The organism is Streptomyces sp. NPDC059788 (assembly GCF_042732265.1).
GTDB lineage: Bacteria > Actinomycetota > Actinomycetes > Streptomycetales > Streptomycetaceae > Streptomyces.
Window position 1 is genome coordinate 43,332 of sequence record NZ_JBHWHY010000012.1, and the last position, 19,099, is coordinate 62,430.

Annotated in this window: 24 protein-coding genes; 6 read left to right on the plus strand and 18 right to left on the minus strand. The window is 69.2% G+C overall.

Features of this window, described 5'->3' with window-relative positions; all coding sequences use genetic code 11:
• Positions 1–128 precede the first annotated feature (128 nt).
• From ACFV57_RS12920 to ACFV57_RS12945, 6 genes are all read right to left on the minus strand, one after another.
• A complete protein-coding gene (locus ACFV57_RS12920; protein ID WP_385229639.1) occupies positions 129–659 on the minus strand; it encodes an NUDIX domain-containing protein in 531 nt (176 codons plus the stop codon).
• 182 nt (positions 660–841) lie between these two features.
• Entirely contained in the window at positions 842–967 is a 126-nt protein-coding gene (locus ACFV57_RS12925) for a hypothetical protein (RefSeq protein WP_385229642.1), read from the minus strand.
• On the minus strand, positions 960–1,628 hold the full coding sequence (locus ACFV57_RS12930) for a hypothetical protein (protein ID WP_385229645.1): 669 nt from the start codon (positions 1,626–1,628) through the stop codon (positions 960–962). The genes ACFV57_RS12925 and ACFV57_RS12930 overlap by 8 nt, the downstream gene beginning before the upstream one ends.
• Positions 1,629–1,783: 155 nt before the next feature.
• Positions 1,784–2,188 carry a hypothetical protein gene (locus ACFV57_RS12935; RefSeq protein ID WP_385229648.1) on the minus strand — a complete coding sequence of 135 codons (405 nt, stop codon included), beginning with the start codon at positions 2,186–2,188 and terminating at the stop codon, positions 1,784–1,786.
• A complete protein-coding gene (locus tag ACFV57_RS12940) occupies positions 2,185–3,135 on the minus strand; it encodes an endonuclease/exonuclease/phosphatase family protein (RefSeq protein WP_385229651.1) in 951 nt (316 codons plus the stop codon). The genes ACFV57_RS12935 and ACFV57_RS12940 overlap by 4 nt, the downstream gene beginning before the upstream one ends.
• 119 nt (positions 3,136–3,254) lie before the next feature.
• Positions 3,255–3,458 carry a DUF5999 family protein gene (locus ACFV57_RS12945; protein ID WP_385230025.1) on the minus strand — a complete coding sequence of 68 codons (204 nt, stop codon included), beginning with the start codon at positions 3,456–3,458 and terminating at the stop codon, positions 3,255–3,257.
• Positions 3,459–4,050: 592 nt separating this feature from the next.
• Between ACFV57_RS12945 and ACFV57_RS12950 the strand changes: the two genes are divergently transcribed.
• The gene (locus tag ACFV57_RS12950) at positions 4,051–4,869 is read left to right on the plus strand and encodes an SDR family NAD(P)-dependent oxidoreductase (RefSeq protein WP_385229654.1); all 819 of its coding nucleotides are present in this window, start codon (positions 4,051–4,053) and stop codon (positions 4,867–4,869) included.
• Positions 4,870–4,877: 8 nt separating this feature from the next.
• On the opposite strand, the gene ACFV57_RS12955 is transcribed toward ACFV57_RS12950, so the two are convergent.
• A complete protein-coding gene (locus tag ACFV57_RS12955) occupies positions 4,878–6,287 on the minus strand; it encodes a hypothetical protein (RefSeq protein WP_385229657.1) in 1,410 nt (469 codons plus the stop codon).
• A gap of 284 nt (positions 6,288–6,571) precedes the next feature.
• On the opposite strand from ACFV57_RS12955, the gene ACFV57_RS12960 reads away from it, so the two are divergent.
• The 4 genes from ACFV57_RS12960 (at position 6,572) to ACFV57_RS12975 (ending at position 9,268) form a co-directional block, all read left to right on the plus strand.
• Positions 6,572–7,435 carry a helix-turn-helix domain-containing protein gene (locus ACFV57_RS12960; protein WP_385229659.1) on the plus strand — a complete coding sequence of 288 codons (864 nt, stop codon included), beginning with the start codon at positions 6,572–6,574 and terminating at the stop codon, positions 7,433–7,435.
• Positions 7,432–7,674: a DUF397 domain-containing protein gene (locus ACFV57_RS12965; RefSeq protein WP_385229662.1), complete on the plus strand. Its 243-nt coding sequence runs from the start codon at positions 7,432–7,434 to the stop codon at positions 7,672–7,674. The genes ACFV57_RS12960 and ACFV57_RS12965 overlap by 4 nt, the downstream gene beginning before the upstream one ends.
• Positions 7,675–7,730: 56 nt before the next feature.
• Positions 7,731–8,540, plus strand: a complete 810-nt coding sequence (locus ACFV57_RS12970; protein ID WP_385229665.1) for an SAM-dependent methyltransferase — start codon at positions 7,731–7,733, stop codon at positions 8,538–8,540.
• A 533-nt stretch (positions 8,541–9,073) separates the two neighbouring features.
• Complete coding sequence (locus ACFV57_RS12975) at positions 9,074–9,268, plus strand: hypothetical protein (protein ID WP_385229668.1); 195 nt, start codon at positions 9,074–9,076, stop codon at positions 9,266–9,268.
• Positions 9,269–10,424: 1,156 nt separating this feature from the next.
• Here the strand turns inward: ACFV57_RS12975 and ACFV57_RS12980 are convergent.
• Complete coding sequence (locus tag ACFV57_RS12980) at positions 10,425–10,916, minus strand: DUF6624 domain-containing protein (protein WP_385229671.1); 492 nt, start codon at positions 10,914–10,916, stop codon at positions 10,425–10,427.
• A 439-nt stretch (positions 10,917–11,355) separates the two neighbouring features.
• Here ACFV57_RS12980 and ACFV57_RS12985 point away from each other — a divergent pair, with 439 nt between their 5' ends.
• On the plus strand, positions 11,356–11,823 hold the full coding sequence (locus tag ACFV57_RS12985; RefSeq protein ID WP_385229674.1) for a hypothetical protein: 468 nt from the start codon (positions 11,356–11,358) through the stop codon (positions 11,821–11,823).
• Between the two features lie 65 nt (positions 11,824–11,888).
• Here ACFV57_RS12985 and ACFV57_RS12990 read toward each other — a convergent pair whose 3' ends face one another.
• The 10 genes from ACFV57_RS12990 to ACFV57_RS13035 all read right to left on the minus strand — a co-directional run bounded on the left by ACFV57_RS12990 (position 11,889) and on the right by ACFV57_RS13035 (position 19,026).
• Entirely contained in the window at positions 11,889–12,905 is a 1,017-nt protein-coding gene (locus ACFV57_RS12990; RefSeq protein ID WP_385229677.1) for a hypothetical protein, read from the minus strand.
• 113 nt (positions 12,906–13,018) lie between these two features.
• Positions 13,019–13,882, minus strand: a complete 864-nt coding sequence (locus tag ACFV57_RS12995) for a hypothetical protein (RefSeq protein ID WP_385229680.1) — start codon at positions 13,880–13,882, stop codon at positions 13,019–13,021.
• Between the two features lie 509 nt (positions 13,883–14,391).
• Positions 14,392–14,649 carry a hypothetical protein gene (locus ACFV57_RS13000; protein WP_385229683.1) on the minus strand — a complete coding sequence of 86 codons (258 nt, stop codon included), beginning with the start codon at positions 14,647–14,649 and terminating at the stop codon, positions 14,392–14,394.
• 36 nt (positions 14,650–14,685) lie between these two features.
• A complete protein-coding gene (locus ACFV57_RS13005; protein WP_385229686.1) occupies positions 14,686–14,823 on the minus strand; it encodes a hypothetical protein in 138 nt (45 codons plus the stop codon).
• Complete coding sequence (locus ACFV57_RS13010; protein ID WP_385229689.1) at positions 14,820–15,506, minus strand: hypothetical protein; 687 nt, start codon at positions 15,504–15,506, stop codon at positions 14,820–14,822. Before ACFV57_RS13010 ends, ACFV57_RS13005 begins: the two co-directional genes overlap by 4 nt.
• 555 nt (positions 15,507–16,061) lie before the next feature.
• A complete protein-coding gene (locus tag ACFV57_RS13015) occupies positions 16,062–16,703 on the minus strand; it encodes a hypothetical protein (RefSeq protein ID WP_385229692.1) in 642 nt (213 codons plus the stop codon).
• Positions 16,704–16,706: 3 nt separating this feature from the next.
• Positions 16,707–17,138, minus strand: coding sequence for an NUDIX hydrolase (locus tag ACFV57_RS13020; protein ID WP_385229695.1), 432 nt, complete (start codon positions 17,136–17,138; stop codon positions 16,707–16,709).
• Positions 17,138–17,632, minus strand: a complete 495-nt coding sequence (locus ACFV57_RS13025) for a hypothetical protein (protein ID WP_385229698.1) — start codon at positions 17,630–17,632, stop codon at positions 17,138–17,140. The genes ACFV57_RS13020 and ACFV57_RS13025 overlap by 1 nt, the downstream gene beginning before the upstream one ends.
• A 507-nt stretch (positions 17,633–18,139) precedes the next feature.
• Positions 18,140–18,619, minus strand: coding sequence for an ATP-binding protein (locus ACFV57_RS13030; RefSeq protein ID WP_385229701.1), 480 nt, complete (start codon positions 18,617–18,619; stop codon positions 18,140–18,142).
• Positions 18,616–19,026 (minus strand): hypothetical protein, encoded by a 411-nt coding sequence (locus ACFV57_RS13035; protein ID WP_385229704.1) that lies wholly within the window; start codon positions 19,024–19,026, stop codon positions 18,616–18,618. Before ACFV57_RS13035 ends, ACFV57_RS13030 begins: the two co-directional genes overlap by 4 nt.
• Between the last annotated feature and the right edge of the window lie 73 nt (positions 19,027–19,099).

Sequence of the window (19,099 nt, forward strand, 5' to 3'; positions counted from 1 at the left end):
CATACAGCCCCGCTCCCCCGGCGTATACCAGTCCTTCCTCGGTCATCGCTGTTCCTCGGTGGGCGGGGGTGGCCCCGGTGCCCGGCCGCGGCCGGGCACCGGAAGGGTGGAGCGGAGGGCGGAAGCCTTCACCAGGGCACGCCGCGGTGCAGCTCCGCGAACCCGTCGCTGACGGCCGCGTCGACCGCGTGCCGGATGCGCGACCCCTGCCCCGGCTGGGTGTAGTCCGTGAGGTAGTCGGTGCCGGGCGGGTCGCTGGGCCGCCGGCCGAGGGTGAGCCACCGAAAGCACGCGAGTTCCGGCTGCTTCTCCCCTGGGGCCTTGGGCGGCAGCATGATGGGCACGCCGTCTTCCAGAACCCCGGCGTCATAGATGTGGTTCTGGCAGGCCTTTCGGCCGGTTGTTTCCTCGGCGTCGGTGTAGTCGACCGCGACCAGGCGCATAAGCGGCAGCCGCAGTCCGGTCTCGCGCAGCAGGTGGCGCGCGGCGGCCACCCGCGGCGGCTCGCCCGGTTCCGTCTGCCCGCCGACCAACTGGCAGCTGCGCTCGGGGTCGTCGGCGTAGTTGGGCTGCACCACCCCGACCTGCCCCAGGTGACCGGCGCGGCGGATCACGACGAGACCGGATAGGCGGTGTGTCATCTGGGTGGGATCAGACATCAGTTCTCCGTAGGTCGTTGATCTTGCGCGGCGAGGCTGGCTGATCACTGTCGTGGGGCTGGAGTGGGGGCGGTGTCCCGGCCGTGGCAGGGGCCGCAGACACACGGCCGGGACACCTGGCGCAGTCCCCCTCCAACTGCGCCGTCCGCGCGGGCGGGACGGGAGACCCGCGCGGAAGCCGGTCAGCTCTCACCGTCCTTCGCGGAGGCCAGGGCGAGGCCCAGCACGGTGACCACGAAGGCCGTCACCATCAGCAGCAGCACCCATCCGGCCGGGACCGCGAGCAGGGCGGTAAGGCGGCTACGCATCACCGGGCCCCCGGTTGACGACCGGCAGCTCGGGCAGGGGCCGGGGCTGGCTCTGGAGCAGGTAGGTGTGCGGAAGAGAGCTCGCGACGGCCTCCCACCCGTCCTCCCGCGCGAGGACCCTGTGCTGGAGCCGGTCGCTGAACACCGTGCCACGCAGCCACTGCACCTGCGGCCGGCAGCGGGCGTAGTCCCGCAGCCAGCACGTGATCCACCAACCGACCTCGCTGTACTGGGGGGCGGGGTGGGTGTAGAGGCCGCTGAGCATCAGAGCCGGCTCTATGCGGTGGCCCGCGCTCCACCCGATGCCCGCGGTCCGGTCGAGCACCGCGGTGCAGCCCAGCACCGTGTCGTCCTGGCAGAACACCCAGGCCATCGGCCCGCCCAGATCATCGCGGGCGCCGATCAGGTCGAGGGCGGACGGAGTCGGCGTCACGCAGTTGACCCCGCGGCGGCGCAGCGCCTCCGTCCGCGCGGTGACCAGTTCCTCGACGGCGCGGCGGTCGCCTGCGGTGGCCTCACGCATGGTGAAGGACCGGACCTCGCCGCGTCGAAAGCGGAGCTGGTCGCAGAATGACGTGATGGCCTGCGGTGCGGCCTGGGCACTCGCCGGGATGCCAGGGGGCTGTGGCTGGTGCGTACTGACGGGCAAGTCCGCGAACATCGCTGTTCCTGTCGGCAGGCGGGTGGGGCGGTCTCGTACTGATCCAGGCCGCGGCAGGCCGGGAGGTGGGCGGGGCCCGGCCACGGGGGAGGTGGACGGGCCCCGCCGGCCGCCCGCCTCGGGGGCGACGGACGGCAGCTCAGGGGCCGGGGTGCTCATGTGCCGCCCGACGACAGGTGCGAGGAGCCGACGCCGAGCGCCGACGAACTCTCCTCGGCTCCGTCCGGCTCGATGACCAGCATCTCTACCCGGCACCGGGTCAGCAGCCGGTCCAGCTCGGCGCGCTCCGACGCGCCGACGGCCACGTCCTCAACGCAGCGCACGACCAGAACTTCGGCCTCTCCGGCCTCGATCAGCGGCTTGATGCGCTGGTCCCAGCGGGGGCGGGAGGACGGCGGCACGTCCGGCACACCGCCGCGCCGCTGGTCGCCGAGGGCAAGGCGCACCACCAGCCCACGCCCGCGGACGCGGTCGCGGAGCCGGCTGACAACCAGGTGTGGTGGAACAGCGGTGGTGCGGGCATAGACCAGGGCCCGTCGAGGAAGAGGCTGATAGCTCATGCCGCCTCCTTCGACGCTGAAGTCTGGCGGGGCCAGAACGCGTCGAGCACGACCGGCAGGTGGTCGGACAGAGTCCGGGCCCGCGGCGTGTCGTAGGTGTAGTACGTCCGAACGTGCAGGCCGTGTACCAGGGCGTAGTCCAGGCACCAGGCCACGGGCTCGTTCGCGTACCAGTAGCCGACCGTGGCAGCTCTTTTGACCCCGGTCAGGTCCTGAGGGTCTTGCCAACCGGAACTGAGCAGCACCTGCAGCGCCCGCTGGTCTACGCCACCGAACGCGCCGTCGGGCAGAACCAGCCGGTAGCGCGAGTGCAAGTTCTTCGGGACGAGGTCCCAGCTCTCCGGCTCCCGGTCCGGGATGTTCAGGTCGCCCAGGAGGAGGCCTCGGGGCGGCACGCCGGGGAACTCGCCGGCGAAGTCGGTCATCCACCGCGCTTCGGCCAGCCGCGTGTCCCCGTCGGTCCAGCTCTGATGCGTCCCCAGGACGAGGACATCGTCACGGTCGTCCACCGCGTCGGCGGGCCGCAACACGGCGCGGATCAGAGCGTGATGAAACATCTCCTCGGCCCGTCGCTCCCACCCGAGCACACGGAATCTCGACGGCCGGTACAGCAGCGCCGTGTGATTCTGGACGGGCTTTCTGCCCAGGCGGGAGCGCAGCATGGCGACGGGCTCCATGTCCAGCCGCCGCGCCATCCACCAAAGGCGCCGATGGTAGGTCTCCTCCCACCGGAAGCACTCCGGCAGGCACAGGATGTCGGGGCGCAGGCTGGTGAGGACCTCGGCCTGCCCGAAGAGCCGTTCCGCGCTGTCCCCGTCCAAGCCACCGTTGAGCACGTTCCACACCACGGCCCGTACCGAGGTGCCCGGCCGGTCCGCTCCAGCGCCAACAAGGGCGGCGGCTTGGCTCGCCTCCGGAGTTGCAGCCTGGTTCAGACGGCCGATCACGGGGGAACTGTGCAGTACGGCCGGAGACGACAGTCGGGGGCCTGCGGCGTCGGTGAGGCTTGCACCGGGTGCGAAGAGCGGGCGCCCGCAAGTGGCGAGCCGGACTCGTGTGGAGAGGCTCACGCCGCCGCAACCTCCGTTCGATCCAGCGCCCGGTGCGGCGCTATGACGCGGCCGTCCGGCAATAGCTCACCCGTGTCATCGAACGCCAGTACGCCGTTGCAGCGCAGCCCCCATCCCTGTTCGTGGTGATAGCTGATCAGGTGTGCCGCCTCCCGGTCCGCGCTCTCAGCGGGCGGGCACGGCGGGTGGTGCAGACACAGATGGGCGGTGCGCTGCGACATGGGGGTGTCCTCGGCATCGACAAGGGACGGGGAACGGGTGCACAGGCCGAGTCGGCACGATCGGTCTGCCGGGGGATCGTCAGCGGCAGCTTTTGGCTGCCGTGGACAATCACGACGTGGCGGACTGCTCGTGGTGGCCGGCGGGCATCGGCCGCCGGTGTACGCGCCGGCGGTTAACGCCCGCCCTGGCTTCGGCCGAGGCGGCGAATGCGCTGACCAGTACTTAAGCGCCTTGAGCAGTGCGTGGCTAGAGGTATCGGCGGTTGTTCGGTTGTTCAGGCGTAGGCATGGATTTCACACGCCCTTCAGAGACGGCCGGAACACCGCGACCGTAGGAGGCCGACCTGTCCTCTGAGGTCGTGGCCAGCGGCACCGCAGAGCCGTCCCAGGCGCGCCGCGGTTTCAGGGCACGGCGCCGTACCGTGGCTGAACTGCGGTTTTGTTCATCCTGTGCGATGCGCCAGAGCGCTCACCTCGTGGCCCAACGAGCAGACCGACCGCGCGCGCAGGGCGGGTCGCAGGGCAGGCAGGGTGGTTGTTTAGGCGTAGGCATGAATCGTACGGTCCAGTAATGGAGAAAATGGCGCGCCAAGAAATTCTCGACTTTGTCGACAATCCGCTGGGGATCGCCGGGCGAGGCTTCGTCGTCACCGGGGGAAGCCGCGGCCTCGGCCGTGAGATTGTCCAGTTGCTCGCCGCTGCCGGCGCCCGTGTGGCGACGTGTGCCCGCACCGAAGACGATCTGCGCGCGCTGCAAAAGGACGTAGCGGCAGACGGCGGCCGCCTCTACACCGAGGCGCTCGACGTCACAGAACCGGCCGTCCTGGAAGCCTTCGTCGACCGGGCGGCGGACCGGTTCGGCCGGCTGGACGGTGTGGTGGCGTGCGCCGGGGGCGCCCGCGGGGCAAGCCTGGGGGACGCCGAAACCGCCGACTGGGCCGCTACGTTCGCGATCAATGTCCTGCACACCCAGCGGCTGCTGAAAACCGCAGCGCCTCATCTATCCGCGGCCGGTGGCGGCTCCGCGGTACTGATCTCCTCCATCAACGGATGGAAACCCGCGCCGCGGGCCCAGTACGGCGCGGCCAAGGCCGCGCTGATCAGCATGGCCGGTTCGCTGGCGAACGAACTCGGCCCTCAGGGCATCCGGGTGAACGCGGTCTCTCCCGGCTCCATGCTCATCCCCGGGCGCCGCTGGGCACGGATGCGGGCCGAGGAGCCAGATGCCTTCGCCCGGTTCGCCGCGCAGGTGCCGTCCGGAGAACTGGTGACGCCGCAGGAGGTAGCCCGCGTGGTGGCGTTTTTGCTCTCGCGCTGGTCCAGCGGCATGACCGGCGCCCACGTCGTCGTGGACCGGGGGCAGAACAGCCCCACCCCGGAGGGGTACTGACCTTGCCTTCAGGAGGCGCGGCGCAAGACCGGCTTCGCGATGTGCAGGAAGTACCTGACTGCTGGCTCCTTGCACCGGGTCTGCAGACGTAAGCCGAAGTCCTGCAGCGCCTGCACCGAGCGCTGGCTGCGGACGGTCTCCAGGCTGGTGAGTGCGGAACGGGCCGAGGCCAGGGCCTCATCCAGCCGGTCCTGCTGCAGGTAGGCGGTGGCCAGTACCGACTGGCTGATCGCCTTCCGGCGACGGCGGTCGGGATTGGCGCGGACCGACTCCGCCGCCATCTGTTCCGCCCGATGGGCCTGGCCCAGGTCGCGGTAGGCGCAGGCGGCCTCCGCCTCAAGGTAGTGGTGGTCGAGGTAGCGCACCCAGGCCGACTCCTGGTCCACGCCCGCGCTCTGCTCCAGGACGGACTCGGCCGCCCCCAGCGCCCGGTGGGCCTCGTCACCGTGCTGCTGTGCGGCATGACCGCGCGCCAGCATGGCGTACAGCCGCATCAGTCCGAGGGGGCTGCCGGCGTCCTTCGCGGTCTGCAGGCCGGCCCGGGCGAGGTAGACCCCGTCCTCCGGGTGCCCCAGGCTCGTGGCCAGGTGGGACAGCCCCGCAAGGATCTGGCCCGCCAGCACCAGGTCGCCACCCTCCTGGCACAGACGCAGCGCCTGCACCATGTAACGCTGAGCCAGTCCGTACTCTCCGCAGTCGTAACTGCTCCAGCCGGCCGTCGCCCCCAGCTTGGCGGCCGCGGTGAACAACGGGGCCCGCTCCGTGCCTCGCACGCCCCGGCGCAGCAGCGGCAGGACTTCCAGGTTCAGGTACGTGAGGATGCTCGTCCGTACGCCCCCGCCGCCGTAGGCATTGTCCATCTGGTCGAACATAGAGATCGTCGCGTAGACCTTGCCCACACGCTCACTGGTGGAGACTGCGGCAAGGGCCGGCGCCTCCGATTCAGCCTGTTCCCAGGCCCACAACAGCCAGCTGCGCTGAGGGGCTGGCAGCGCGCTGCTGACGAAGGGGACAGCCCCCAGCAATGCCCGGCGGCTGACGTCCTCGGTCGACAGCTCCGACAGGGTGTGCAGGGTCTCGCTCAGATTCTCGCGGTAGAGCAGCGAGCGGATCACGACCGGCGCGCATTCGTCGGCAGTGGTGAAGCCGAGATCTTGCGGCTGGACCGCCCGGCCCAGCCGTTCGCTGAGCGCCTCGGCGATGAACCAGACGGTGTCGGCACGCGGGGGCATGCCCTTGATCCAGCGGGACACCGAGCCCTTGTCATACTTCGTCACCTGCCCCTGGCGGCGCGCCAGACGGTTCACGTGCGTAGCGAGCGTCTCGTACGTGCATCCGGCCTCTTCGAGTGCGGCGGCAAGCTCCACGTTGCCCGTGGAGGTCTTGCCCGCGTCGGAAGCCTGCCCCTTCCTCGCCATGACCAATCGCACTCCATACCGCTCTTCGGGCAGACGTTCGACTATCTCTCGTCCGCTACGCCGCTCAGCGATAGCGGAGGGTGGGCGGCGGGGCAGCTTGCGGCGGACCCCCCCCCAGCACCCCGACCAGAAACGGTCGTGATGCGCATCACCGGTCACTATGCTCGCTGAACATCACAAGTGGCAACCGCACGAGCTGATAATCTCAGCATGAGCGGTAGCACAACTGTTGCAGCGTCAACTAGCCTCGTGTGCAGAGATGTTGACGAGCGAGAGGGGGCGTCGTGGGGGACACAAGATCGTCAAGCGCACCAACGTTCTGGCGCATCATCCTGGGGCGACGGCTGACCGACCTGCGTGAGCGTGCTGGCAAGTCACTGGAAGAGGCCGCCAGGGAGATCGGTGCATCGCCCATGACCATCCGAAGAATGGAAAAGGCGGAATCCAGCTTCCGGCACGCCAACGTACGCGTACTCCTGGAGTTCTACGGGCTTCCGACCGCAGAGGCTCGCGACTTCACGACCTTGGTCGACCAGGCGAACGAACCTGGCTGGTGGTATCGCTTCCGCGATGTCGTGCCGACCTGGTTCAGCCCATATGTGGCCCTGGAGGACGCCTCCAGTCTCATTCGTACCTATGAACCCCATTACGTCCCGGGCCTGCTGCAGACTGAGGACTATGCTCGCGCCGTCCTCAGCGAAGGCCGGCACCGAACCAGCGACGAACTTGAACGCAGGGTCGCGGTGCGCACCAAGCGCCAAGACCTGCTGTTCCGTGAAGATGCCCCCACTCTGTGGGCCCTCATGGAAGAGAGCGTTCTGCACCGCCCTGTCGGAGAGCCCGACGTCATGCGCGCACAGCTCCAGCGGATCCTGGACCTCTCGCAGCGGCCGAACATCAGAGTGCAGATCCTGCCGCTGGGCATCGGAGCCCACCCGGGGGCCTTCGGCCCGTTCACCTTCCTCCGGTTCAAGGTGCAGGAACTGCCTGACGCCGTCTATGTCGAGGCCTTGACCAGCGGGGAGTTCAGAGACCGGGACGTCGACGTGGCCAGCTACCTGGAGACGCTGGACCGCATGACGGTCCGAGCGGCCAAAATCGGAGAAACACGAAAAATGCTCGAACAAGCCATTAATGAGGGCAAATGAGTAACAACGTCTCTATACGTAACGGCATGCCGGCCAGTGACCTCGGCGCTGAAGGCTGGCACAAGCCGTGGAGCGGCCCGAACGGCGGCCAGTGCGTGGCAGCAATGCCCCTCTCAGACGGCTCTGTGGCACTCACGCAGACCGCCGACCCTCACAGCCCCGCGCTCGTCTACACCCAGGAGGAGTTCCGCGCCTTCGTCGCGGGCGTCAAGGCCGGTCAGGCCGACTTCCTCCTGTAACTCCCCACCTGCCCGCCCACCGGCGTACCCCGCCCCGCTCACCGACGGACGGACCCATGACACTGCCCGGCCAGCCCGCTCACCGCATCGACACCAGCAAGGCACACTCCGCCCGGCTCTACGACTTCTACCTGGACGGCAAAGACAACTACCCGGTCGACTGGGAAGCGGCCGATAAGGTACTGAAAATCCACCCGCACATGCGGACCGTCGCCCAGGCCAACCGCGCATTCATGCACCGCAGCACCCGCTGGCTCGCCACCGAAGCCGGCATCCGTCAGTTCCTCGATATCGGCACCGGCATCCCCACCCAGCCCAACCTCCACCAAGTCGCCCAGGAAGCCGCACCCGACGCACGCATCGCGTACGTCGACAACGACCCGATTGTCCTGCGTCACGCCGAAGCGCTGATGACCAGCACGGAACAGGGCCGCACCACATACCTGCATGCAGACGTCACCGACCCGCAAAGCATCCTCGACGACGAAGAACTCTCCACGGTCCTTGACCTGAGCCGCCCCGTCGCGCTGTCCCTCAACGCGCTGCTGCACTTCGTGCCGGACGCCAAGCATCCCTACGCCATCGTCCAGAGCCTGGTCGACGCCCTCGCCCCGGGCAGCTTCCTGGCCCTGTCGCACTGCACCGGCGACTTCCTCCCAGGCATCTGGAACCTGCTCGTCGACATCTACGCGGAACAGAAGATCGACGCTCAGGTCAGGTCCAAAGAGGAGGTGCTGCGCTTCTTCGACGGCCTTGACCTCGTCAGCCCCGGCGTCGAGGTGGCGCACCGTTGGATGCCGGACACGCCCACCAGCCTCAAGGACGTCGAGGTCTCCCTGTACGCGGGCGTAGCGATGAAGCGATAGGAGGCGGGAGCCGGGGACGCGCCAGAGAGGCTACGGAGCTGCGCGCCGTGCGGTCGCGGCCATCGGGCCAGCCCGAGAGTTCACGTATACGACAGGCCGGCCCCGGGCCGCCACGACGGCCGGATGCTTCCCAGCGCACGTTTCCCTTGCAGACGTAGCGGACACCAAGACGCGGTTGTTGATTGTGAGGCCGGCACAGGTGCGCTGGCGGATGGGGCCCTTCTGGAGGCCACACGGGGCAGTCCAGGGGGGAGCGCGAGGGCGGCCTCTGATGCCGCCCTCGCGCTCTTTGGGGAAGGCGGGCTTGGACGACGGCAGCAAGCGTGACCGTCCAGCCCTACCAGGTCATCGCCGGTGGCGAGCGTGCGCGCTGGCTGTTGTGGCGACTACGAACAGGGCGGCGCCGAAGAACGCGCCCGGCGCAGCCGCTCGGTGACCCCCATCGAGATCGCCGCCGTCATGGACCGCAGCCCCTGGAAACACACCCGCGAGGATCTGCAGGGCCGCAAGACCACAGATGGCACTGCCCGCCCATGGCCAAGCCGGCCCGCCCCTGCCTGGGACAGGACAAACAGCCGGAACTGGCCACCGCCTTCGCCGCGAGCCACCCGCAGTACCGCCTTGTCGCTACCGGATACTGGCACAACCGCGAGCGTCTGTGGCAGCGGCGCGAGGGACAGGTGCTGCGCGCCAGGCTGCGTGAGGACGGCTGCCCCTCCCTCCTGTGACGCCCCCCGGTTTTATGCAGTGGGACAGCGGCCTGATCTCTGCAGTGGTCGTCACCGTCGGCGAGGGCTCTGTAAGCCGTTTCCTGCAGGCAGCAGACGACAGTGCCCCGCCGACGCCCTACACGGACACGGAGCTGACCAGCGACCTCATCGACGGTGGCCGGATCTACGCGATCAGGCCCGCGAGGCTATGCGCGGCATCGGCGATCGCGAACTGCGCGCGCACTACAACCTAATCCCCTGAAGGTCACACCGACGTGACGACTTCTTCGGCGCGGTGCTCGCCCGGCCCCGAGGAACGCCTACGCCGCACGTGCCAGCAACTCCAGATCGTATGCCCCACGAGAGCCACCGCAACAGCGCCTGCGACGCATCGGATCACATTCCACGTCATGCCGACAGCCGGCACCTGCCCGTCCGCCTCTACGGTCAGCCGCACGGAAGTCTCGAAAAAGGCTACGAGCGGAATAATCAGCCGGAACGGAAGACCGCCGATACCTGGAACTCGTGCCACGTTTCCCAAAAACCCCACGGGTGCCCCGAGCGCGAAAGCCGCTATTCCCCACGTGAGAATTCTGGAGTGAAGCTGCTCACCGGAAGTGCCAGCTTGCAGCCCCACCGGAACAGCGGGACTCGCATCTTTGAACAGATAGTAAGTAGCCACGCCGAGAGCCAGCCCCCATGCCGAAAGCAACGTTGACTCGATTTTGGATCGACGGAAGTAGCCCACCGAGAACGCATAACAGGCCCACGGCCACCCTCCAGAGAAAACGGTACCCAGGGCGATGCAAACAGGATTGCCCCAATTTCCAGCAAGGGGGCCCACTAGGCCAAGCAGTACACCCGCCCCGAGGGACACTGCGAGTGGCACGACGTGAGTACGCGCAAAGTGTTTGATTTGTCCATCCCATTTCGTGATCGAGTAAGAGTTGCAGGTGATGGCACTCCGAGGCTGCTTCGGCGGCCGAACTGTCCCGAGTGGCGCACCGCCCGACCCGCCTACCGAAGAGACCGCCAGGCGGGTCGGCCGCCCCCGCACCCGGCAGGAGACGCTGACCGACATGGTGGCCGCGACCACCAGGCCGATCTTGGGCAGCGCGGATGCGGCGCCCCGGTCACCGCCTTGCAAGAGCCACGTCTGCTGGCGGTCTCGGGGTCAGGATCGCATCCGCCGGTCGTACTCAGCGGCCGGCTCCAGGCCCATCGCTGCCCGGCGCGCATCGAGCTGGTCCGGGTCGGCCACGGGATGCGGACAGAGCGCGTTGTCCGGGCCCGGGAGGTACTGAGTGCCATACAGTTGCGGTTCGCCAGCGGCGACCAGCACCCGGTCGGTGAGGTACGCCACGTGACGTGGCAGGGCCTCACCTGCGGAGACGGCGGCCTTGAGCAGGTCGAGTGCCCGGCGCTGGAAGCCAGGATCACGGTCGGCGTGCTGGGCCAGGAGCCATGCTTCGTCCGCGCCCCGTTCGCCGACCAGAACGAAACCCGGCCAGCCGTACTCGGCGACGACTTGCTGGAGCCAGGCAGTGTTGCTGGCATCGATCCGGAGCAGGTCCGGGCTCTGGCCGGTCTCGGCGATCAGGCGGCGGGCGGCTTGGTCTTCCTCAGCCCGGCGGTGGAGTTCGGCGACGAGCGCATCGTTGACCATCGGTGGCTCCGTAAGTTGTTAGGCGGCCCGGGAGGGCCGGATGTGGCTGATCGGTGCTGGCGCGATACGCAGAACTGGAGGAACGGGCAACTCGGTGGTGGGGCGGGGCTAGTGGTCCACATGCGGGAATGAACGGCCTGGCCGCGTGCGGTCATCGGTGGAGACGTCAGGGACCCGCCAGCGACCGGATCGGCCGGGTAACTACGTCGCGGCGCTGCACGGCCCAGTTCGTGGTCATGCCTCTGGCCGTCGTGCCCTGACGGTAAGCGCCCATGGTGACAGACCTCGCCCGGGGAGTGCGGCAGAAGCCCCTTCCGAGCCGCCAGGCTTACGTCTTCCTCGGGGCCTGGCAAGGGTGGTACCCCGTGAACACTCCCTAACACTCCAGCCGTAGATCGTGATCATGGATATCGAGGCCGCTCGTCGGTAGCCTGCGCGTGTGGCTGAGACCTGGGACGAAGTGCAGCTGATCGCGGACGGCTTCGAGCGCGTGTACGTCGAGTTGGAGTGGTACAGCGGACCGCGCGTCGGCCTCGCCGATGTCGACGGCAAGCCGCACTACTTCCAGGGCGACGACTGGGATGACGCCGATGAGGCCGACGAGTACCGCATCTGGCCTGCGAGCGACGCGGCGGTGGAGCTGGAGCGCGAACAATGGGCGATCTTCGCCAGGTGGAACGAATGCCGTGAGGCCGGGACGGTGGAGCTGGAGACCCACCCGGGCCAGGGCGGGATCGATGCCCGTTACGACGAGCTGGCCCTGCTGCTGGCGCAGTACCGTCAGGCGCCGGACGACGCGAGGCGCCTGGTGGGTGAGGTGCGCTTTGACGCTGGGGCCCGCCGCTACCGGGTCGAGGGTCTGGACTACTGGTTCCGGTGGCGTCCAATCAAGTGCGGCCGCCATTGATCATTAGGTGTTGTGTGGATAGTCAATGATTATGTGGCGACCTCGGACGCCAGCGTAGTGCCTGCTCACTGGCAGGAAGCATTCGATGGCTTTATTAGTCGGATCGCGGGCCGGTTCGCCCGAGTTGAACCCCGCCGCCGGGTGCGGCGTTTGGTCTCCGGGCTGCTGTCGGGCCTGCCGCGTCGGCGGGTGAAGGCGCGCAGGGTCTCGCCGGTCAGGTGTGCGGGGCGGCCGGAGCTGGTGCGCAGCAAATAGCGCCAGACCGCTTCCCGGCCCCCGGCCGGCGGGACGCAGCTGACGAACAGCCACCTGGGCGTTTCGAGCGGTCGCCGGCGGGGGCGGCGATGGGCGGCGGCATGGCCAGCCTGATAGTCCACAACCTGCCGGTGGGCGACGTCAACGGCCAGCGCATGGCACAGGCGGTCGCTCGCACGAGCCTCTTCCAACTCGCGCACGACGTACAGTCCGTCCGCGGGCATCGACCGGCCGCGGGCGGTCAGGTCGGCGAGCATCGGCCGAACGAGCAGACGCCCACTGACCAGCCACACGCCTGCCGCGACGCTGCACGCTCCCATCTCGATCCACGCCAAGGCTGGGTAGTAGGTAGTAGTGGAAGGCCCAAGCGCCGGTGGCGCCGGCCCCGCGGGTGACGGCGGCGAAGCGCTGCGCTTGGCTCCGGGGCGTCGGCAACACGCTGATTGCGAGGACGGTGCCCACCACGCCAGCTCCTTCACGGTCGCGCGGATCACTGCCAGGAACAACAGGCCTTGGTCGGTGCGGTCGACGGGGTGAGCGCAGATCTGGCACAGCAGGTGTTCTATCGCGGTTCGTTGCCGTTCGGAGCGGTTGCGACCCCACCGGGGCTCGCCGGTGCCGTAGTCGTCCTTCCAGGATTCCCACAGCCCGCTGTGCTGGTCCCGGTGTTCGGGCCAGTCGGCCCGGCATCCCAGCCGGCCGCCGGTGAGGACCAGGTCGTCGTGGGAGAGCTTGCGTTCGTCCGACCAGAGGATGATGTACGGGACGGTGCGTTCTTTCCAGACGGCGAGCGGATGACCTGGGCGCGGGGTAGCGATGGTGTTCATGGGGTGCTTCCTGAGGGTGGCGCGATGGGGGAGGGGTGTCCGGCGGCTTGCGGGGAGGCGTGGCCGCCGGGCACCGGGTCATGACCCATCGGGCGCGGCAGTCCTGGGGCCGGTCAGCCTTGCGCTGCGGCGTGCAGGGTGGGGGTCGAGGTGGGGAGGAATGCGCGGCGCATCCAGGCGGACACGTCCTCGGTCTCGGTCATGTTTGGGCACAGGTGCAGCAAGCTGGGCCAGACCGTGTTGAAGGTGGTGACCCCGAGCGCCGCGATGGCGGCCTCCACGAAGGCGCAGCCGTCCTCGTATGCGCACGGTGTCTGCGGCGGCCGTGCATTGTCGGCCCAGCCGACGGGCTGTCCGAGGAGCTTGGTGGTGACCTGGCGGTCGGCCCAGGTCGCGTGGCCCTCCAGCAGGAAGCTGGTCGCGCAGGCGATCGGCTGGGCGGCTCCGGGCGGACGTTGGCCGTACCCGTAGGGCGTGTTGGAGAAGTCGAAGGCGCGCCCTTTGCTCGCCCGGTACTGAGCCAGGTGGGTCAGCTCGTGGGCGACGGTGCGCAGCAGCTGCTCGCTGCCGTGCCCGGCGTAGACGACCGAGCTGGCGATGACCAGGACCTGCGGCCGCATCCGGGCGTCCTCGCAGGCGAAAGCGATGTTGTGCTTGGCGATGAGGTCGTGGGCCCCCTGGTCGAGGGTCGTGAGCGCGGCGGAGAACTCGGTCTCGTCGATCAGCTGAAAGCCGTATGCCTCGCCGCGCAGGCGGTGCAGCATGCCCGTGCTGTACTCCCGGTCGCTGGCAAGCAGGTCCTGGTCCGTCACGATGCGGATCAGTGGCCGGCGCGGCAGCCGCAGGCCGGTGACCTCTTCCACCAGGGGGGCCGCAATCTCGGCGTGGGCTGCGATCCGGGTGCCGAGGGCGTCGTGGTCGGGCCCGGCTTCCTGGCGTACCTCACAGACCGGCTCGGGACTCTGGGGCGTGGTCATGCGGTGCGCTCCGATCGCAGGGGTGAGGAGTGGGACGGCAAGTGGGGCCTGTGGCTGGGGGCGGGAACGATGAGGTGCAGGGGCACGGTGAAGGCAGTGGAGCCGTCGATGCATATGCGGGTGTCGCCGCAGTAGTACGTGCCGGGCTCGCGCGGCAGCGACCGGTGGGCCGCGGGGGCCGGAGGCAGGAAGTGGGTCAACCGGGTCTCTTTACGGGTCGAGGTGATCGGGGGCGTCCGGTGCGGGACGGTCGGCGGAGTCCGTGCGGATGGCGTGGTGCTCATGAGGCCCCTCGGTGTTGTCGAAGCCGGGCGCGCGCCCGACGCCGGCCCGGCCGTCCCGCGCAGGGGGTGCGCGGGACGGCCCTTCCTCTCCGTGCGCACCGCCGACGGACGTGGCGGTGTACTCGGGGAGGGCCGGGGCCCTGTCCGCAAGCGGGCCCCTCGGCGCGGCAAAGCACTTCCGCGCCTCCCGCGAGGCTGCGTGCGGTGCCTCGCGGAAGCGGTTGGTTATGGGGTCTCGTCGGGGCCGGTCAGCAGGCGGTATTGGTGGCCCAGCCTGACCAGGTGCTCTTCGGATGTGGCCCCCGTTTTCTGCATGAGCGCTTTGATGGCGGCCCGGGCGGGGGCCCCGGCCGCTCCTATCGGCGTCGGGCGGGTGGCGATCAGGTTCCATACCCGCAGTTCGTCGCTGGTGAAGCGGCGCGGTGCCTTCGTGGCGGGCGGCAGCGGGAGTTGCCGTTTGAGGTAGGCGCGGTGCAGCACCATCGCGCGCGTCCCTTCTCCCAGATTGTCGTGGGCACGTCACAAGTGGCTTTGGGCCGTTTCAGGCTTGTTGCCCATCTTGCGGGCTGTGGCGGCCGTGCTCGGCCCGTCGGCGAGATGGGTCAGGCACCAGATCTCAGCGTCCGTCAGCAGGTCGTACTGGGTGCTGAGGGTCACGGGGCGCTCCTTGAAACGCTGGAGGCGGAGGCGATGGTGAGGTCGGCGTACTCGACCGCGACGGTCGTGTGCTTCAGCTGCCGCAGGAGCTTTTCGGCGATGATCCACCGCTCCTGCGCTTCCTCGTAGGGCAGTTCGGTGTCGGGGTCGACTGTCTCGAATGCGGTGCCGGCGAGCCGTAGCCGTCGGCCGCGCACGCCGTAGAGGTTGGGGTCGGCCGACCGGATCACGGTGTAGCCGTGACGCAGGTCCGGGCGGATGTGTGCGTAGGCGATGACGTGGTCCGTACATACCGGGGGCCACGCCGTCAGCCGGCCCTCGACGGGTTCGCCTGACGGTTCCAGGAACAGGTAGCCGTCGGTGGTCTGACTGGCAGGGCGGTTACAGACCGCGCATGTCAGGTGACTCATCGTCTCCCGGAGCCGGTCCGGGTGCACCCGCCCGGCCACCGGGGCGCCGGTCGGCCGGCCCGCGTGGTCGCGGGTCTGGTGGTAGCGCCGCCACAGGACATCAAGGCTGTCGCGGTCGCCGGGCGTCTCATCGGCGTACGCCAGCCCCCACGTATCGGCGCTGCGCAGCTCCAGTTTCAGCTCTTTGGTGGCAGGGCCTTCGCCGGTGCGCAGTGCGATGTAGGGGACGGTGGGGCGGTGTTGCGGCTGGTGCACGTCGTGGTCGGGGAGCATCTTCCTGTTCCTGTTTCAGGCTTCGGACGGAAATTGGCCATGCGCTCCGGCCGCGGGACCAGATGTCTCCGCGGCCGGAGCAGTTTGGGTGGCCGTCGGGCCCCACAAGAGGAGCCCGACGGCCCCGCGCACCCGTCCCTTGGTGGCCGCTGGAGCACGGGCTGGCTACTACTTCCAGGGGAGACAGAAGTCCCTGAAGGAGCACTGCGCGGTGCGGTGCCGCCGTAGCACCGCATCTCCCGACGAGGGCGCTGGGTCGGTAGCAGCGCCGCCGGGAGAGTTCGAACAGGTACAGCGTGTGGTCGTCACCACCGTGGCGGCCCGCCGCGCGAGGTCCAGCGCCCGGCGAGCCGACGGCCAGGCCCATGGTTCCTGGCCCGTCTGATGTCGGGTCCTCCCCCAGGAGGGGGCCCGGCATCAGTCCACGGCGGCGCCTCCCCGAGAAGCCCCGCGGAGCCAGTGCGGGCCTTCGTGCGGAGGCTGGTGCGGCTTTCGGCACAAGCCGCACCAGGGTGCGGGTCCCCATCCACACCCAGCCCTAGCTCAGCTGTCCTTTCAGTCCGCCCGGGGGAGTTCGTCGGTGCGCAGCGTGCGGCGTCGGGGCCCGCACGGGGGGAGCTGCGCTTGGATGTGGCGGTTCAGATGCGGCAGCAGTTTCGGCCGGCGGCGCAGCAGCGTGGCCGAGGTGGGGGTACTGCGCAGGGCCTCCATGCCGTGACGGTCGGCCAGGACATCGGCCATCGCCGCGTCGGCGATCCACGCAGCCAGCCAGCCCACCTCCTCATAGCGTGCGGCGTAGTCGGCGAACCAGCCCGTGAGCAGCGGTCCGTATGTTTCGGGGTCCGGCCCGTCGGGGTCCGTGTACAGGTCGTCGATCCACAGGGCCATGCCGGGCTGAGGCCGCCAGCGCTCATCGCTCGCGCGCCTTTTGACGAGCAGGGCACAGCCGCGGATCTGCGAGTCGTCCAGCAGGAGCCAGGTCAGCGGATGCCCTCGGGCCACGTGGCCGAGCACGGACATCAGCGGGCAGTCGGCGAAGCCGACGGACACAGGGTCCCCCTGAATGAAGTGCGACAGCCCCGGCAGACGTTCGCGGACGACCTGGTGATCAGCGTGTTCCGCCGGGCGGATGACGTAGCGCGGCCGACGACGGCGCCCGGCGGGCGCCCGTCCGGCGCTGCTGATGAGGTGGCCCACCGTCTACACCGCCAGTGTCTGGGCGTCGACGGTGCCGTTGGCCAGCGCCTTGAGAGCGTCGGCGACCAGCGCCGCCGACGGCCCGAAGAACTCCTCCAGGTCGTCGGCCGTCACCCACCGGTGGTGATCCACGCTGCTCAGGGTGAGCTTGTGGTGCTCCGGTACCCGGCCGCAGAAGTGCACGTACCGGGAGTAGGGGAACGGGCCGGTGACGTTGGTGTCCCGGGCGAGGACCCGGCCAACGACGGCCTTCAGGCCGGTCTCGTAGTGCACGGTGCGTGCCAGGCCGAGCCAGTCGGCGTTGTCCTCGCCGGGGTCGCCGCCGGGCAGCCGGTAGACGCCGCCCGGGGCGCCGACGGTCCGTACGGCCAGCACCTCGCCACGGTGGTTGAGCAGGAGGCCGGATCGGACGCATCGCGGGGTAGGGGGAGCCATCAGGGTCTCCAGTCGAAGGGGAACGCCGACAGGCATCGGCGTCGGGGCGGGGCGGCGGTCAGACCGCCGTGGGGAGGAGGGGATGCCGCGATTCCGTCGGCGCGCCGACGGCCTACGTCCTGGCGCTGGTAGGCGCCTTCGGCGGCTTGCTGGAGCACACGCCGGCAGGGGGCGCAGCCGTAGAGGCGGTCCCGGCGGGTCCACTGGGCGCACACGGACCGCCCGTCGGACCAGCGGCTGACGGCGGTCAGCACGGGGTAGTTCTCGCCGACCAGGTCCACGGCGACGCCGACGGTTTCGCACAGCCAGCACGCCGAGCTGCCGACACCATCCCGTCCCCACTCCAGCAGGCGCTGCTGATGTCCTTGGCACAGGAACAGCGGCAGATGCTGGCCGTACACACCGGCCGGGCCGACGAAATCCACCTTGATGGGCAAACCGGTCGACTCGCAGCCGCGCCAGCAGCGGCCTTCGAGGAACGCGGAGAGGATCATGCGGCACCCCCCGACAGGACGCCCGTCGGTACGGCGAGGGCAGATACGGCGGCCGTCTCCACGGAGCAGCCGATCGACAGCGTGGTACGCACCCTGCGAGCGGTGACCGTGATGGTGAAGGGGTGCAGTCGGCGGTCAGGCGACGGGCGTACTCCTGGCGGACCGCGGACTGGTCCGGGGTGCCGAGAATCAGCTCCGCGGGGTGTCCGGGGCGCAGCTGCAGCTTCTCGGCCTGGGCGTGCAGCCCGTCGACCGCGTGCAGGGCGTCCACCGCCCGTCCGCCGGACACCTCTTCCTTGGATTCGGAACTGTCGGGGACGGACTCGCTGTGTGAGACCCACCATGTGACGACCCGGTCCGACGCCGTGCTGCGGCGCTCCCCCCAGTCGACCGTGACGTAGTCGCCTGCCTGCGCGGATGGTGCCGCGGCGTTGTCGAGTCCGCGGGCGCGGAAGGCGTGGTGGCGCCAGCGGGGGACGGGCCGGCCACCCCACCTGAAACCGGACGTCATGCGGGCACCTCCACCGCAGCGAGGCGGAGTACGGGGGAAGGGAGGGTGCACACCACGGCCTTACCAGCCTCGGTAACCTCGACGTCGAGACGGCCGCCGTACTGCGCGGTGAAGTGATGGACGAGGAACAGGCCGCGCCCTGCCTCGTCATCGTCGTGGGCCACGCATTCCTCGGGCAGCTTCGGGGACGGGTCCAGGACGCGGACCTGAAAAGCGCGCGGACACGTGGGGAATGCGACGTACACGGGCTCGTCGTCCTCGGCCCCGTACCGCAGTGCGTTGGTGGCCAGCTCCGAGGTGACCAGTGCTGCCGCGTCGCCGTAATCGGGCGCGTACGGGCAGACTTCCTCCGCACACGCCCGGCTCATCGCCCTGAGCTGGCTCAGGGATATCCCGTCGCCTTCTTCGGACGGCGGCTGTACGAGCAGCCTGATGCACGAACCGTGGATGGGGTCAGGGTGGGCTGCGGTTCTCATGACGCCGCCCCAGGGGTGACTGGCGCTGTCGGAACCTTGGTGAGGTAGTCGACGAACGCACCGTCGATGACCTGCAGCAGGTCTGCGAGCGAGCCCTGCCCGAAGCGAGACCCGGTGAGATGCGTGGTGTTGGGTGCCACCACACCGTGGGCCTTGCCGGACCGCACTATGTCCACGGCGTGGCTCAGCCCCAGGCGTGCCTCGGCCGTCGAGAGGTCGTAGTACTTCTCTACGACGACCCAGTCCCGCGCTGTGGCGTAGGCCCGTAGAGCCGCCATGACGGCGTCGGCGGCGTGCTCATCGTCGATGCAGGCGTACAGAACTACGTGCACCCGGCTGGGGAAAATGCCGTTGGCGGCGTCCTGGAGGTTGCGTCGGCGGCCAGTTGTCCCTGGTGATCGACCCATGCATGAACCGTCCCGTGGACGAAAGTCCGACGGAAGGGCAGAGGCGTACGGGTTTGGGAATTCGCGAACCCCC